The organism is Dokdonia sp. PRO95 (genome assembly GCF_000355805.1).
Taxonomy (GTDB): Bacteria; Bacteroidota; Bacteroidia; order Flavobacteriales; family Flavobacteriaceae; genus Dokdonia.
In genome coordinates, this window is sequence record NZ_CM001837.1 from 515,075 (window position 1) to 532,308 (window position 17,234).

Consider the following 17,234-nt stretch of genomic DNA (forward strand, 5'->3'; position numbering starts at 1 on the left):
ATGGCACCAAAGAAATTAAACTTTTTAGATAGAAATCTTACGTTATGGATTTTTGTAGCGATGGCTATAGGCGTTAGTCTGGGGTATTTTACCCCTTCTTTTCCAGATGTCATAAATTCATTTAACAGCGGAACCACAAATATCCCTATCGCGATAGGATTAATATTAATGATGTATCCACCGCTTGCCAAAGTGAATTATGCACTCTTACCTAAGGTATTTAAAAACACAAAGATTCTTTCTATCTCGCTATTACTTAACTGGATTGTAGGTCCAGTGTTGATGTTTATACTAGCGATTACATTCCTGAGGGATTATCCTGAATATATGGTCGGGCTTATTTTAATAGGTCTTGCGAGATGCATCGCTATGGTACTAGTATGGAATGATCTCGCCGAGGGAAGTAGTGAGTATGGTGCAGGGCTTGTCGCACTTAACAGCGTCTTTCAAGTGTTTGCATATAGCTTTTATGCCTGGTTGTTTATAACGGTCCTTCCACCCTATTTTGGATTTGAAGGTGCTATAATTGATATCTCTATTGCAACCATAGCAGAGAGCGTAGCCATATATTTAGGACTACCCTTTTTATTAGGTATCGCAAGCCGACTTATCTTGGTTAAACTAAAAGGAGAGTTTTGGTATACAAACACTTTTATCCCTACCATATCCCCATTAACCTTAATTGCGCTACTTTTTACAATTGTTGTGATGTTTTCTCTTAAAGGGGAACTCATAGTTCAAATACCAATGGACGTAGTTATTATCGCCATACCATTGCTTATATACTTCACATTGATGTTTATCATAGGTTTCTTTGTGACCAAAGCAACTGGCGCAGAATATGACAAAACAACTGCGGTTGCTTTTACAGCCGCAGGAAACAATTTTGAACTTGCCATTGCAGTAGCCATTGCCGTATTTGGACTTAATTCTGGACAAGCATTTACAGGCGTTATTGGTCCGCTAGTAGAGGTGCCAGCGTTGATATTACTGGTGCGCGTTTCTTTCTGGTTACGTAAAAAATATTACAAGAAAGCAGCAGTATAGTACAAACTTATTACAGTAAAGGAAGAGAGGTTTACTTAAATATAAGTAAACCTCTTTTTTATTTAATGTTAACTAGGAGTCGGTAATCTTTTCTTTCAAACTCCCTAGCGCTAAGTCATTTTAGTTCACAAAAGCCGCTTTGCGTGGGATTCAGTGCTTACTTTTGCAAGTTCATAGAATTACATTTTGTGCGACATCTAAAAACTCACTTTCACCCTGATATCACCACGCTAGATAATAAAAAAATTATACAGCGATTGAGTACCAGAAGTATTACTACACAAGGTAACCGCATCTTGCTCATGTATACAGATCGATATGAGGACTACAGTCTTCCCGGTGGAGGTCTCGATGAAGGTGAAGATATGATTGTTGGGATGATGAGAGAACTCAACGAGGAGACTGGTGCAAGGGGAATACAAAACATAAAACCCTTTGGGATTTATGAAGAATATAGACCTTGCTATAAACCAGACTATGATGTGCAGCACATGATTTCATATTGCTACACTTGTGACGTTAATAAAACGCTGGGGGATTCAAGACTAGAAGATTACGAGAAAAATAATGGTATGAAGGCTGTCTGGATAGATATTAAAGAGGCGATTGCTCACAATGAACATACGATAGCAACTAGTGACAAACAAGGAATGTCTATCGTGAGAGAAACCTATTTACTCACTCTTATCGCAGCACAGCTTGACAACCATAACCACTTATAAAAAACAACATGGAGATAATAGATTGGATACAAGATTGGTTTAAAGGAAATTGTGATGGCGACTGGGAGCAAGGAGAAGTTATCCAGATCACAACATTAGATAATCCAGGATGGGAGATCGAGATTGACGTCTCAAACACATCCCTAGCTATGATCACCATACCGTGGATTCTTAATGAAAACGGTAAAGATGATTGGTATGGTGTAAAAATTGAAAACCAAAGATTCAGCGCTTCAGGTGATGTTGGAAAATTGAAATTTCTACTAGGTCTTTTTAGAGAAACTGTAGAGAAAATTGAGGGAATCGAAGCATAAAACCTTCAGACAATAATTCATTTTCTATTTATAAATAATTCCAACCCTCTTTGACTTAGCGGCGACTTTATTGGGTACGCTTTCGCGAAAGCGTAAACTCGTTCATGGTCACTCAGAGATTACCTTTCCTTAATACATTAACAACACGGCAATCTTTAGGAGCAAACATTGCAAATAGATTAATAATGAGCTTTTTAGACCCTTATTCTAGGCTAATTTATTGTCAAAAAATAAAAAAAGTAATACTTTAGAATTTCTAGCGTAGGAACACTATTTATTAATGAGCAATTTCATAAATCGTTTTTTAAAAAAGTCGGAAGCTCCTCTTTCAGAAGAGGGAAGCTCTGATCAATACGTTGATTTTTTAGCGCATTTTTATAATCAAGGATTCAACTCTGATAAACTAGATGAAATAAAGAAAAAGGTAAAAAAAACAAGCCTAAGCGCAGATGAAAATACTGCACAATTTCAGCTAGTTCATTTATACCTCACCATCGAAAACTATTTATTGGTTTATGATGCTGGTTTTTTAGGATCTAGAAGTAGTTTAAGAAACGAGTTATCATCTACATTTCCGGAAATTGCTAGCACGCCTCCATTTAAGGTTCTTGAGGTACAAGACCGTGTTCAAGAAATCAAACTTGCTTATACATTTGCTCTATATTGTTTTGATAAAGCTACTACACTTGTAAACTATTTTAGCATATTATCACCTGAGTTCACCATCAAAAAGGAAATAGACTATAGCCTACTTAAAGAGGATATGGTTCACTATTTATCTTGCAGAAGGAAGATAAGAGAATACATAGAACAGCTGCATGTAGAAATTACCTCAAAAACAATAAAGAATAGCACTACTTATCCTTATGAAGAATGGTGTAACGACTTCCAGAATTACTTTGAACACCTTGAGACGGTAGATAAAATAACATATTACATACCTGAAAAAGTAGTAGAAAAGAAAGCTACTACTGTGAGTACACAAATTACAGCGCCAACCCAAAAGGAAGCACCTGCAATTACAACATCGCAAGATCAGGAAGGTAGCACCTTATTATTTTCTGCACTAGAAAATATGCTTGATAAAGCAATAATTTTTGACAGCTCAGGAAAGATTTTATATGGCAATTACAAGGCTAGAAAAGTTTTTCAATTAAAGGACTTGGAGGCAAACCCAAAAAATATTTATGACCTACTTCCTCCTAGTATAGGTCTGCAATTACAAAGAGATATTGAGGATATCGCTTACTCCCACGATAAAGAAGTGCTAGGCTTACGCCGTGACATTACCATCACCACGGCAGATGGAAAGAGTGAATATTTTGAAATTTCGACATCAAATAACTTCTCTGAGAACACTGATACGTACAGTATTTTTCTAAAAAATATCACCAAGAAAAAAGATACACTAGAGACCATTAATAAGGAAATGGAGCATGCTCAACGCGCTGCTAAAGCCAAAGCTACTTTCTTATCAAATATGAGTCACGAGATAAGAACACCTCTTAATGTGATATTAGGTCTCGCAGATATTATTAGTAAAAGTGATAATGAGGATCCAGAGCTTTTTAAAAAGAACATAGAAGGGATTGATTTTTCGGCAAAAAATCTTTTGTCTATTGTTAATGATATTCTTGATTTTTCTAAGATAGAAGCCGGAAAACTATCCATTCAATCTTATGACTTTAACATCAGAAAAGTGATCATTTCGCTCGCCAATGGTTTTGCTTCCAAAGCAAACGAAAAAGGTGTCGAGGTGCAGACGCTGATAGATCCCAAAGTTCCTGATATTGTCATAGGTGATCAATTTAGAATCAACCAGATTCTCACTAACCTTATAGGTAATGCCATAAAGTTTACAAATGAAGGAAAGATCGAAATTATTGTAAATGCAATCGCTACAGATGAAGAAAATATCGATATAAGCTTTGAGGTAAAGGATACAGGAATTGGCATATCTGAAGATAAAATTAATAGCATATTTGACAGTTTCTATCAAGTGGAAGAAACTGAAAATTCCAAAGTAGGCGGCACTGGATTAGGCCTTGCTATCACCAAAGAACTTATAAATCTACAACATGGTACATTAACGGCTAGTAGCACACTTGGCGTGGGTTCTAGTTTTTGTTTTACAATACCACTTCTTAAAAGTAAATTGCAAAGCACTGAGGAAACCGTAAAGACACGCACCTCAAATGACAAGCAACTTCAAGGCCTAAAAGTGCTCGTTGCAGAAGACAATACCATGAATCAGTTTTACATTTCTCAACTTCTTAATAGGTTAGGGATTGATGTCGCTATGGCTTCAAATGGACAAGAAGCTGTAGAAATATATAAAAATGCTCCAAAGGGATATTACAACCTCATCCTTATGGACATGCATATGCCTATTCTAGGCGGCATAGAAGCAATATCTGCGATTAGAGAATCAAGAAAATATGCTCTAAAAAAGACACCCATAGTCATCTGCTCTGCCGATGTTTTTCCAGAATCAAGAAAAGAAGCAATCAAAGCAGGCATTGACTTTTACCTTACAAAACCACTTGAGGAAGATGCTCTTAAAGAAGTGCTTTATTGGCTCATCTCTAACGAAGATTTGTATGATTTAGAATCATCTACAACAAGCGACAAGTCCTTAAGCAGTGTGGTGAATATGAGTAAGTTGAGAGAAACGTTTGACAATGATGAAGAATTCATCATATCATTACTAGAAGTATTTATAGCAGATACCCCAAGCGATTACAAGAGCCTTATTACATGTATGGAAAGAGGTTTTTATCAAAGAGCTAGTGGCCTTGCTCATAAGATTAAATCTAGTTTTATGAACCTCGGAATGACTCAACAAGGATATATCTTACAGCAAATAGAGAAACACACTACTCCTTCAGGAACTATTGAAACTGCTCAAAAATATGTAGAACAACTACAACAGATATATACTAAATCGCTTCTTGATGTAAATATTATACTTATAGAATTAAAGAGAGGATAGTAGCTTACTCTTCTTTTTAGAAATCTCAGAATCACTTAGCATCACAACAAAAAGCCCTCAAAATAAAATCACAAGCCATACGTAACACCAATACTCATAGCTTGATTACCAAAGGAGCTATTAAAATTTTGAGAAAATAAATTATAAGGTGTAAAGTAATAATTCATCATTAGACCTATATAGCTGTGCTCAAAGGCAAAAACTGTGATTCCTAGTCCTGCACTTAAAAATATAGTCTCACTGCCATAAAAGTTATCGTCACTATCTTCTGGCACATCCGGTTTCATAGTATCCGTTTGCAAGAAACTAAAACCCGTTCCCACACGAGCTTCTATAAACGTACGGCTATCTATTCTTTCAACTCGATTTATAAAAGCGCCTAGATGACCACTTAATGAATTTATTCGTCCTTTAACAACACTGTCACCCGCCATAATAAAAACACGCTCATTAGATTGAGGAAAAAATAGGGTAAGCGACGGGTCTAATCGCCATTTATCATTAAGCTTAATGCCTCCTGTAATACTTAAATAAGAGCTTGTGTTAATTGCTTTCTTAAGATTTGATATAGGAACATATGCACCTACCGAGAGGCTTATGTGAGCTCCCAGACTACCCTCTTCTGGTAAAGAAGCTTGCGAAATACTCCTACCCACTACAAACAAAAAAACTACCAGTGTTGTATGTATGATTTTTACAATTCTCATAACGCTAGATTATCTGATTCTAGAAAAACTATGAACCGTATTATATGAGACTCCTGCCCCAAAAATGAGCAACAACGCACCTTCTGAGGAATATGCATAATTTACAAGAAGATTACCTTCTTTAGTAAGTCCTATTCGTGTTTTACTAGCTGTACACCCACCCAGTATATATGGAATGCCAGTGCAGTCAAGGTTTTCACCTTTAAAATGAAATAATCCATTTCCTTTTAACCTACCTGCAATCACTGTAGTATCTACTGGATTACCATCTTTTAAAAGAACTGCCTTTAAGTTTTTATCATTTACTAGCTTTAAGGTAATCGTATAATTAGACAAACTATCATATTCCTTATCATCTACCTCAAGATGCCTAAAGGCTTTGTAATAACCGCCCTCATAAGGCTCTTGAACATCGCCCTTGCGACCGTATCGTTGTAAGACGTGCATATCATAAGTACCACTTAACAAAGATATCGATGCTGCATCTATCTTATGCTTTGCCTTATTAATCATTCTAGGGCTGTATGATGCACAACTTGTCATCATGAATAATAAAACAATAACGGTTCCCTTTGCAAATATTTCCATAGCAGTATTTTTTAATTACCACTGTAAATCTATTGTACTTTTCACACCATGAATGGTGTGTTTTAAGTATTTATGCATATATTTTTGTGAAAATCACAAATCATGCAAGCTAAGCTTATCAAACATATTAATGCCTTACTGCCCTCCGATAGTTCAATAAATGATGCTATAGCCACTGCGCTTGATATCAGTTATGATGCTGCTCATAGGAGAACTAGCGGTAAAAGCAAGCTTTCTCTAGAGGAAAGCGTGCAACTAGCGTCTTATTTTAATTGCTCGCTAGATGTTCTTAAAGAAGATGGGTTAAACAATATTGTTGCTATGAGAAAAACGCAACAAATTAAAACGCCAACAGATCTAGAACACTATTTTAATAGCTCTTCAATTTCTGTGGCTTCCTTAACCTCCTCAAAAGACGTTACTCTTTATTATTCGGCTAAGGATATTCCTATTTTTCATACCCTTGCGGGAAATTTACTCACGCGTTTTAAAATATATGTCTGGCTTCGTTTACTATCGTCTTCAGAAAAACGGATTTCCTTTGAGGCTTATAAAATTCCATTATCTGTGATTGAAGCAGCCAAGAAACTTGGTGATTTATATAAAGGTATTCCGAAGACTGAAATCTGGGATACAACTACTTTTAATAGTACGCTTAAACAAATACTATTCTATTACCAAGCAGGCATGCTCAGTATAGAAACGGCCACATCATTATGCAACCACCTATCAGAATTACTACAAAGCATATCTACAGAAGTAAGTAAAAAAGACAGTGATCTAAAAATCTATCATAACGAATTGTTACTTATGAACAACACTGTATTAATAGACACACCTTACAAGAAGGCTTTTTATGTTCCCTTTACTTTTTTAAGCTACTTTGAAACCTCTGACACAAAAACCTGCGAACAAGCTCATTTATATATCAAAGAGCAATTACAGCAGAGTAAGTTTTTAAATACTGCAGGAGAGCGGGAACAACATTTGTTTTTTAAAAAAATACAAGATAAGATTGACGCTCTCGTGCAATTAATTTCGGCAAGTGATGTGCTAGGTTTTGAATAGATATAGCTTAAGTAATCACAAGCTAATTAAATAAGAGCAAAAAAAAACTGCTTCTCGATGGAGAAGCAGTTTTTCACTTTTTCGCGAAAGCGAAACTAGTATTATCCTTTATTTTGATTTTTGAACTTATCAAACTCACCTAGCTTTTTTGCTTTTGGCCAGCTGTTGTTATCAGTATCAATATCTGCTGTTTCAAGATCTGGATCTACAGTAATCTTAACGATTTCCTTATCTGATGCGATTGCTTTACTTACTTCTGCATCATTCTTTCTCCATACTTGAGCTGGATACGTAACTTTTTTCTTAGTTCCGTCTGCATATTCATACTCTACGATGATAGGCATTGGGATTCCTCCTGGCTTTTCAAAAACAACTTTATATAAAAACTTAGGTGTGTTGATTTTTGCACGCTCTTCTGGAGTAAAGTTGTCCATAAGATATTCCTTAAGTGTAGCCGAAGATTCTAAAATATCTCTACCTCTCATATCTTCTGTAAACTCTGGGCTATCTTCATCTACTACATAGATAGCTTCAATAGCGCTAGGATCTGTAACACCGTAACGAGCAAGTAATTCTTTACCAGCCGTGGTCACATTATCTGTAACGTAGTATTGCTTTACTTCTTTGAGACCAATATCTACAGCTTCTGTGCTATAGAACCATCCTCTCCAGAACCAGTCAAGATCTACTGCAGATGCATCTTCCATAGTACGGAAGAAATCTTCTGGACTTGGGTGTTTAAACATCCATCTCTGAGCGTACGTTTTAAATGCATGGTCAAAAAGCTCATGCCCCATTACTGTCTCACGAAGTATATTTAAAGCCGTTGCTGGCTTACCATATGCATTTGCACCAAGGTTGAAAGCATTTTCTGGGTTAGACATGATAGGTGCAATATATTCTTGATTTCCCTTCATGTATCCTACAATTTTTGATGGCGCCCCTCGTCTAGATGGGTATGCGTCATTTCCTTTAATTGCTTCTGGGAAGTTCTGTCCAAATTCTTGCTCTGTAAGAAACTGCATAAAGGTATCTAGACCTTCATCCATCCATCCCCACTGGCGCTCATCACTGTTTACAATCATAGGAAAGTAGTTGTGACCTACCTCGTGTATGATTACAGAGATCATCCCGAATTTTGTTCTGTCACTATAAGTTCCATCCTCATTAGGACGTCCATAGTTCCAGCAAATCATAGGGTACTCCATTCCTTGTCCTTTTGCGTGTACTGAGATCGCTTTAGGGTAAGGGTAGTTAAATGTATATTTTGAATATGTATCAAGTGTTTGTACAATCGCCTTAGTAGAGTACTCTTCCCATAATGGGTTTCCTTCTGGAGGGTAGATAGAAATTGCCATTACATCACGCTCTGGAAATTTTACTGCTTGAGCATCCATGATATAGCGACGAGAAGACGTAAATGCAAAATCACGAACATTTTGAGCTTTAAGCTTCCAAGTTTGAGTTGCTTTTACATTTCCTGCAGCAAGCTTCTCTGCCTCTGCTTGTGTACGGATAATCACAGGCTTGTCATAAGACTTCTTTGCCTGCTCCCAGCGCTTCATTTCTTCTTTGCTGTAAACTTCTTTTAAGTTTGTGATCTCACCTGTACCATCGAGTAAGTGATCTTTAGGAACTGTAATGTCTACTTCGTAATCACCAAATGGTAATGCAAATTCTCCATTACCCCAGAACTGGTAGTTCTGCCATCCTTCTACATCATTATACACTGCCATTCTTGGGAAAAACTGAGCAATAATGTATCCTTTATTACCGTCTGCATATGTTTCATATCCAGAACGAGCACGATCTACTGTGTGCTCAGGAACAAGGTAACTCCATTTTATAGAAAATGTGTAAGTATCTCCAGCCTTAAGTGGTTGTGGCATATCAATACGCATCATGGTCCAGTTAATAGTGTGCTTTAAGTCACGACCGTTTGCCTTTACCTCTTGAATTTTAAAACCTCCGTCAAAAGGCTCACTTTTCATAAAAGAACCTACAAAAGAACCTGGCTGAGATACAGCTCCTACTCCTCCTCCATTTTTTTCTTTTGCTGGAGAGTCTTTTTCTCTCACGTTTTGATCAAGTTGTACCCATAAGTACTCAAGATCGTCTGGTGAGTTATTTGTGTAGGTAATAGTCTCAGAACCATTGATAATCTGTGTGTCATCATTAAGGTTAATAGACATTTTATAGTCTGCAGTGTTCTGGTAGTACGCGTGACCAGGCGCACCAGAAGCAGTTCTATACTCATTAGGAGTAGACATCTCATTGTAAAGCTGTCTAAACCTGTTTGTGTTTTCGTGTCCCATAGGACGCTCTTGTGTTTGTTCTTCTTGAGCAAAAGCGCTTGTCCTAGAAGTAAAAATGCCGCGAGCAGCATATACGTGTAACGAATCATAAGTTTGTTGAATTTGTTTTATCGCTTAAAAATAGCCAAACAATAAAGGGGTTAAGTCTTTATTTGGTAAATTTTAACAAGCCTTTAGCATTTGCCGCAGTGAGTAGAAAGCTTTTCTTTTTTCCAGCTATGGTGGTATGAACCATATTTTTCTGATCTGGAAATACATCCATCAGTAATGTGCTCTCAATTTCAAACGTATTTATTGCCGTAACATCAAGCACTTCTAAATAACAAACTACGTAGTCGTCCTCATACTTTTTACCCACAAAATTCATCTCGCGTTGCTCTCCGTTTACAGTAATAAGCATCTTTTTTTGAAAGTATTTTACGAGATACTTATCAAGCTCTTCTTGATCTGATGCCGCATCAACAACAACATCGGTGTCATAACGCTCTTGAATTACCGCTTCTAGATCGTCATAAAACAATCGAGTGATTATCTGGATAGATTGTGCCTCAACATTATAATTAAGGTCTGTAACGCTTAGATAGTACTTATGGATTGATGCTGCCATAATTAAAGGTGCAACAACTAGAAGTAGAATGATTTTTTTCATAGTGAGATTAATGGATGTGTTACGCTTTCGCGAAAGCATACTTATTCGTTTTCAACAAATATGCCACAGCTTAATTTTTATTCATCAAAGATCTATATGCTGCAGATTTTTCAATCATAAAATCCAGCAAACCTAATGCATTATTTGCATCAACCAGCTCCTTTGCTTTAGGGTCTTCAAAAGTATAATAAACAAAATCTTCTATATATTCTTTCTCAATATTGAGCTCATTCATATAAATACTATCTGAAAACGCATACCTGCTTTCTTGAACCAATTTTTCAAATCTAGAAACTTCAATATGCTTTTTGAGCATCTTTAATCTACCGGTAATGGAGTTTATGAGTCCATCTATAGGTATACCTCCACCACTAGATATAGCTGTATGATAGCGACGTTCTTCAACAGTGCGAGGTGGTGCAGTATTCTCCGGAATACCTAGATCTGTAGGTGTGATTTTAGGCTCATAAGTTGTGCTTCCTATATCTTTAGTAATATCTCCTGTGAGGTCTATATTACTTATGTTTACTTGATCTAACTCTGTGATTTTAGGGATAAGATATAAGGTGATCCTACCTCGATTATACATGGTCTCATTCACAACAAATTGTCTGGGCTCGTATTGCACAGCGCTTATATTAATAGTATCATTAAGGCGAGCTTCTATAGCAAATTGCCCATTACTAGAAGTTATAGTTCCACGTTTTAAGGAAAGGTTTACAATCGTAAGATTTGCCTTATCTATAGTGTCATTAAGAACTTGCCCCTCTAGCATAATGGCCTCCTGACTCATCGCCGTGAGCGCACTCACAAATAACAGTGCTAGTAGTAGATATTTATTCATTGTTCTTATCATTTGTAGGTAAGGTGCCTTCGGCGGCTTTTAGTTTCAAATATACGGGAGATTTTGTGAGCATAAAGTCTAGCAACCCCAAAGTATTACCTTCGTTTGCTATTGCCTCTGCTCGCTCATCCTCAAAAACATAATAAACAAAATCTAAAATAAGCTCATCAGGAATATTGAGTGACTTGATGTACATACTGTCATTAAAGTTATCTCTACTGCCTTCCACTAAGGCTCTGAATTTTGAAATCTTCAGCTGATTTTTGAGCATTTTTGTGCGACCACTTATCGCATTTATAAGCGACCCTAGTGGGCCTGCACCTCCTGTTGCTCCATAATACCTGCGTTCTTCGGCAGTCATGGTAGGTCTAGCATTTGCTGGAATACCTAAGTCTCTAGGATCTATAAAAACTTGCAAAGGAACAGTACTTAAATCTTTAGCTAAATCGCCACTTAAGGTTATATTACTCACAACAACCTCGTCTAGTTCATTCACCTTGGGTTCTAAGTAAAAGGAAATCTTGCCTCTACCATATATTACTGGAGTCACAACAATCTGTCTACTCTCATATTGTACAGCACTAATATTGAGCGTGTCATGTACTCTTACGGGAATTTCAAAAACTCCATTTGCATTTGTGGTAGCCCCTCTTTTAAGCGTAAGATTGACAATATTGAGTTGACTGACGCCTATCGTATCGTTAAGAACGGTACCGGTAAGGGTTATTGTTTCTTGACCTAATCCCGAAAAGGCAACAGTAGATATTATAAGTAGTAATAGTCTTTTCATTAATTCCCTTTAAGTTGCGCACCTTGTGCTAGGAGCAAAATCTTATATTCTTTTTGCTTAGACAGTAAATACTCCAGCGTACTGAGCTTATTTTTTAAATCAACATCTTTTAACTGCTCGTCATCTTTAAGCACCCAAAAAGTAAAATCATCAATGTATTCTTCTGGTATTTGTAGCGAACTAGTAAAAACAGCATCTGCATAATAGTTTCTCAGTTGATCAACCCTTTTTTGATATTCCATAATCTCAACCGCTCTTTTAAGACGTTTAGTCTTTCCAGAAAGCTTATTGAGAATTCCATCTAATGAAACATCTAACCTAAAATTTTGCCTACCTACCTGATCTGGCGGTTTTGATGTTGCTGTATGCAATCTGCGATATTCGACGGCAATGGGCTTTCTCTTAGCACCAAGCGCCTTAGGTCTAACAACAAGTTTTACTTCCTTTGCATCTTTCTTAATATTACCTGATAGCCCATTATTTGATAATTGAACCGTTTGTAGTTCGCTCACATCAGGAGTCATAAACACTTCAATTAACCCACTATCATATATCTTATTAGTAACCGTTAGTCGTTCTGTTTTAAACTGCAGTGCTTTAATTATTAGTGTATCTCCTTTGCGTACCTCAATATTGAATGTGCCATTAGCACTAGTGATGGTTGCTTTTTTTGTTGTGATATTGGCTACTGTCACTTGCCCTACATCATCCTTTATATTAAGTAACTTCCCCGTAATTTCACGAGATTCTTGACCATTTAAAATGGTGCCATACATAAACATTACCAGCAAAAAGAATCTCATTTACAATCAGTTAGTCTTTTCAAAGAAAACTGTAACTACCCCAAAAAACAATCAATACAGCTCTAAAATTTTGTTAATTGGCAATCACATGATCACTAGTTTGTATTTTTACCCAAAGCTTTACAATGTCTAAAAACCTTATCATAGCAAGCACCTCCACTATTCATGGCAGTGCTTATCTAGAATATTTACTCCCTACCCTTAAAAAACTATATACCGGTGTCGATGAGATATTATTTATCCCATACGCACGACCAGGAGGCATAACTCATGACGATTATACAGCCATTGCTCAGAAAGCATTCTCAAAAATCAATAAGAAGGTAATAGGGATTCATACTTATAAAGACGCTGCAGAAGCTATAAAGGTTGCCCAAGGAATTTTTACAGGTGGTGGGAATACATTTGTTTTAGTAAACCAGCTATATAAAAATGCGGTGATGCAACCACTCAGAGAAGTATTACTTAAAGGCACTCCATACTTAGGGACTAGTGCTGGAAGTAATATTTGTGGACTTACGATGCAAACTACAAATGACATGCCCATAATCTACCCTCCTAGCTTTAAGACACTAGGGATGGTTCCTTTTAATATCAATCCGCATTATTTAGATCCAGACACAAACTCTACCCACATGGGAGAGACTAGAGAAACTAGAATAAAAGAATATCACGCTTATAATACAGTACCCGTGATAGGTTTAAGAGAAGGAAGCTGGGTAAGAGTAGAAGGAAAAAAAATTATTTTAGAGGGAACTCTTTCGGCTAGAATATTTGAACAAAACAAAACTCCCTACGAGATAGATACAAATACACTTCTCACTTTCTAAGAATTACGCTTTCGCGAAAACATCCTCTTATAACCCACAGATCCTAATACGTTTAAATCTCGTATATACATAGCGTAGTGATTTAAATCCAAAAAAAAAGGCTCTACATTAATGTAGAGCCTTTTCTATTGGAGCGGGAGACCAGGTTCGAACTGGCGACATTCAGCTTGGAAGGCTGACGCTCTACCAACTGAGCTACTCCCGCGTTTATTGAAGCTAAGCTTCAAAAGGTATTAACATCAAATCTGTTTGATATTAAAGCGAGGCAAAAATACTTTTTTTTTGAATACCTGCAAGAAAAATGCAAAAAAAATTTTCACATCAACATTTGCTGCAAAAATGTATTTCATCGATAAAAAAATACACTTCATCCGGAACAGACTGATTATCAACACACATAATTCCCTTCAAAAATTAAGGGCGAAAAAAAGTTTATTTTAGAACTAGTTAGACCGACTTAACATGGGTATTTTTAACTAAAAAAGGTTCAAAATAGCTTATCCCAACTTAAAATATAATTACCCTATTTAATTACACCTCAAATGAAAAAATTACTAATCCTTTCAAGCTTTTTATTAGTATCCTTATCTGCCTTCGGTCAGGTAAAGATAGGTGACAATCCAAATACAATTGATGGCTCTTCTCTTCTTGAACTTGAGAGCACCAGCAAGGTGTTAGTTGCCACAAGAATAAGTACAAGTCAAATGAATGCTATCACTCCACTTTCTGGAGCTCTAGTATTCAATACTGATGAAAATTGCTTTTTCCAATACACAGGAGCAAACTGGCAGAGTTTATGCCAGATAGCGTCAATGATTGTTGATAATAATGATGGAACATACACCTATACAGATGCTAGTGGAAACTCTCAAATTATTAACACCCAGGCTTCTTCTAATCCGTACGACAACTCAAACTCTGGACTTGTAGGGACAAACGTACAAGATGCCATAGACGAAATCAATACATCTATAGAAAACGTATCCATTATTGACAACGGTGATGGAACTTATAATTTTACAGACCCAAGCGGAACCACAACTACTATTGCAGATACTTCGATTTCTACTTTAGTAGATAATGGAGACGGAACATACACGTATACAGATGAAACTGGGGCAACACAAATAATTGATACGACTGCATCTGGTAATATTTTTGAAAATAATGGCACCGGACTTTCCTCAGATACCGTACAAGAAGCAATAGAAGAAATCAATGCCGCAGTAGGTACAGTTGCACTCGTTGATAACGGCGATGGAACTTACGATTTCACAGACGCAAGCGGAACTACAACAACAATTACAGACACATCTATTTCGACATTGGTTGATAACGGAGATGGAACTTATACTTACACTGATGAAACTGGGGCGACTCAATTAATCGATACAAACGCCTCTGCAAATCCGTATGACAACACAGCATCTGGACTAACAGCTACGAATGTGCAGGATGCTATCGATGAAATTACAGGAGCTTTAAGTGCTGTTAATGTAACTTTAGTAGACAATGGAGATGGCACTTATACTTTTACTGACGTATTTGGTAACGAAACCACGATTGCTGACACATCACTATCTACACTCGTTGACAACGCAGACGGAACATACACCTACACAGATGAAACAGGAGCGACTCAAGTAATCGACACAAACGCTTCTGCTAATCCTTATGATAATACAACTTCTGGATTAGTAGCAACAAACGTGCAAGAAGCTATTGATGAAATCAACGCTGCAGCAGGAACAGTAGCGCTCGTAGATAACGGCGATGGAACGTACGACTTCACAGACGCAAGCGGAACGACAACAACTATCGCAGATACGTCTATCTCGACACTTGTTGACAACGCAGACGGAACATACACCTACACAGATGAAACAGGAGCAACTCAAGTAATCGACACAAACGCTTCTGCAAATCCTTATGACAATACAACTTCTGGGTTAGCAGCAACTAATGTGCAAGATGCCATAGACGAAATAAACGCAGCAGCTGGAACGGTAGCGCTAGTAGATAACGGCGATGGAACTTACGATTTCACAGACGCAAGCGGAACGACAACAACTATAGCAGACACGTCTATCTCCACACTCGTTGACAACGCAGATGGAACATACACCTACACAGATGAAACAGGAGCAACACAAGTAATCGACACAAACGCTTCTGCAAATCCTTATGACAATACAACGTCAGGACTCGTAGCAACTAATGTGCAAGACGCTATTGACGAAATCAACGCAGCAGCAGGAACAGTAGCGCTCGTAGATAACGGTGACGGAACGTATGATTTCACAGACGCAAGTGGTACGACAACAACTATCGCAGACACCTCTATCTCTACACTCGTTGACAACGCAGACGGAACATACACCTACACAGATGAAACAGGAGCAACACAAATAATCGACACAAACGCTTCTGCAAATCCTTATGACAATTCAACATCTGGGCTAGTAGCAGCAAACGTGCAAGACGCTATTGACGAAATCAACGCAGCAGCAGGAACAGTAGCGCTCGTAGATAATGGTAACGGAACGTATGATTTCACAGACGCAAGCGGAACTACAACGACTATCGCAGATACGTCTATCTCGACACTCGTTAACAACGCAGACGGAACATACACCTACACAGATGAAACAGGAGCAACACAAGTAATCGACACAAACGCTTCTGCAAATCCTTATGACAATACAACGTCAGGACTAGTAGCAACAAACGTGCAAGATGCCATAGACGAAATAAACGCGGCAGCTGGAACAGTAGCGCTCGTAGATAATGGAGACGGAACATATGATTTCACAGACGCAAGCGGAACAACAACGACCATCGCAGATACTTCTGTATCAACGCTAGTTGATAATGGCAATGGAACTTATGGTTATACCGATGAAACTGGAATAACCACAGTAATTGACACTAACGGCTTTAATATCACAAATACTGTGGCAGGTAATACAATTGCAACGGTTACTGACGCGGCAGGAAATGCAACAGATATTAATGAAACTGTAACAACCTTTGCAGACGCAATGGACGGTTTAATCACATATACTGATGAAAATGGAGATCCACAAACAGTAGCTAAGTCAGATATCACAGATAATACTGACGGAACATACACGTTCACAAACAATGATGGATCAGACGTTACCATTAACACAAACGGTATTGTAATTGCTGATGTCAATGACGGACAAGTAATAGCTACCATAACAGAAGCCGATGGCACTGTTTCTAACATTGAAGAAACTATAACTTCAATTTCTGATGATAACACTGCCACTTCCGTGAAAACAATTGCAACCTATACAGATGAGGAAGGAAACGATCAAGTTATTGATGAAACAATAACAGACGTTACTGACTTAAACACAGCGGCAGTTACAAACACCATTGCTACCTATAACGCAGAAGACGCAACAGCTTTTACAATTGCAGAAACAGTTACTACAATCTCTGATGAAACTGACGGAAACGTTACATTCACAAATGAAGCAGGTGCAACAATCACCGTAGCTAAAGCTGACATTACAGATAATGCAGACGGAACGTA

At 37.4% G+C, this 17,234-nt stretch carries 14 protein-coding genes and 1 tRNA gene; 7 read left to right on the forward strand and 8 right to left on the reverse strand.

Going from position 1 to position 17,234, the window contains the following annotated elements:
* From arsB to D017_RS14885, 4 genes are all read left to right on the forward strand, one after another.
* Complete coding sequence (gene arsB, locus D017_RS02150; protein ID WP_035334443.1) at positions 1–1,047, forward strand: ACR3 family arsenite efflux transporter; 1,047 nt, start codon at positions 1–3, stop codon at positions 1,045–1,047.
* A gap of 188 nt (positions 1,048–1,235) precedes the next feature.
* Entirely contained in the window at positions 1,236–1,769 is a 534-nt protein-coding gene (locus D017_RS02155; protein WP_035337834.1) for an NUDIX hydrolase, read from the forward strand.
* Positions 1,770–1,777: 8 nt separating this feature from the next.
* The gene (locus D017_RS02160; RefSeq protein ID WP_035334445.1) at positions 1,778–2,083 is read left to right on the forward strand and encodes an immunity 53 family protein; all 306 of its coding nucleotides are present in this window, start codon (positions 1,778–1,780) and stop codon (positions 2,081–2,083) included.
* Between the two features lie 280 nt (positions 2,084–2,363).
* On the forward strand, positions 2,364–5,075 hold the full coding sequence (locus D017_RS14885; RefSeq protein WP_051583772.1) for an ATP-binding protein: 2,712 nt from the start codon (positions 2,364–2,366) through the stop codon (positions 5,073–5,075).
* A 68-nt stretch (positions 5,076–5,143) separates the two neighbouring features.
* Here the strand turns inward: D017_RS14885 and D017_RS02170 are convergent, their stop codons facing one another.
* Complete coding sequence (locus D017_RS02170) at positions 5,144–5,782, reverse strand: hypothetical protein (protein WP_035334447.1); 639 nt, start codon at positions 5,780–5,782, stop codon at positions 5,144–5,146.
* A gap of 9 nt (positions 5,783–5,791) precedes the next feature.
* Complete coding sequence (locus D017_RS14890) at positions 5,792–6,370, reverse strand: hypothetical protein (RefSeq protein ID WP_051583773.1); 579 nt, start codon at positions 6,368–6,370, stop codon at positions 5,792–5,794.
* Between the two features lie 102 nt (positions 6,371–6,472).
* Between D017_RS14890 and D017_RS02180 the strand changes: the two genes are divergently transcribed.
* Positions 6,473–7,438, forward strand: a complete 966-nt coding sequence (locus D017_RS02180) for a hypothetical protein (RefSeq protein ID WP_051583774.1) — start codon at positions 6,473–6,475, stop codon at positions 7,436–7,438.
* A gap of 101 nt (positions 7,439–7,539) precedes the next feature.
* Here D017_RS02180 and D017_RS02185 read toward each other — a convergent pair whose 3' ends face one another.
* From D017_RS02185 to D017_RS02205, 5 genes are all read right to left on the reverse strand, one after another.
* The gene (locus tag D017_RS02185) at positions 7,540–9,753 is read right to left on the reverse strand and encodes a M1 family metallopeptidase (protein ID WP_152023845.1); all 2,214 of its coding nucleotides are present in this window, start codon (positions 9,751–9,753) and stop codon (positions 7,540–7,542) included.
* Between the two features lie 148 nt (positions 9,754–9,901).
* Positions 9,902–10,402: a DUF6702 family protein gene (locus D017_RS02190; protein WP_035337848.1), complete on the reverse strand. Its 501-nt coding sequence runs from the start codon at positions 10,400–10,402 to the stop codon at positions 9,902–9,904.
* A 70-nt stretch (positions 10,403–10,472) separates the two neighbouring features.
* The gene (locus D017_RS02195; protein WP_035334449.1) at positions 10,473–11,246 is read right to left on the reverse strand and encodes a hypothetical protein; all 774 of its coding nucleotides are present in this window, start codon (positions 11,244–11,246) and stop codon (positions 10,473–10,475) included.
* On the reverse strand, positions 11,239–12,036 hold the full coding sequence (locus D017_RS02200; protein ID WP_035334450.1) for a carboxypeptidase-like regulatory domain-containing protein: 798 nt from the start codon (positions 12,034–12,036) through the stop codon (positions 11,239–11,241). The genes D017_RS02195 and D017_RS02200 overlap by 8 nt, the downstream gene beginning before the upstream one ends.
* Positions 12,036–12,839, reverse strand: coding sequence for a hypothetical protein (locus D017_RS02205; RefSeq protein ID WP_152023846.1), 804 nt, complete (start codon positions 12,837–12,839; stop codon positions 12,036–12,038). Before D017_RS02205 ends, D017_RS02200 begins: the two co-directional genes overlap by 1 nt.
* Before the next feature lie 125 nt (positions 12,840–12,964).
* Between D017_RS02205 and pepE the strand changes: the two genes are divergently transcribed.
* On the forward strand, positions 12,965–13,669 hold the full coding sequence (gene pepE / locus D017_RS02210) for a dipeptidase PepE (RefSeq protein WP_051583775.1): 705 nt from the start codon (positions 12,965–12,967) through the stop codon (positions 13,667–13,669).
* A 129-nt stretch (positions 13,670–13,798) separates the two neighbouring features.
* On the opposite strand, the gene D017_RS02215 is transcribed toward pepE, so the two are convergent.
* A tRNA-Gly gene (locus tag D017_RS02215) sits at positions 13,799–13,874 on the reverse strand.
* A gap of 337 nt (positions 13,875–14,211) precedes the next feature.
* On the opposite strand from D017_RS02215, the gene D017_RS02220 reads away from it, so the two are divergent.
* Positions 14,212–17,234: hypothetical protein (locus D017_RS02220; RefSeq protein ID WP_035334453.1), on the forward strand; the 3,023-nt coding region annotated here is incomplete at its 3' end.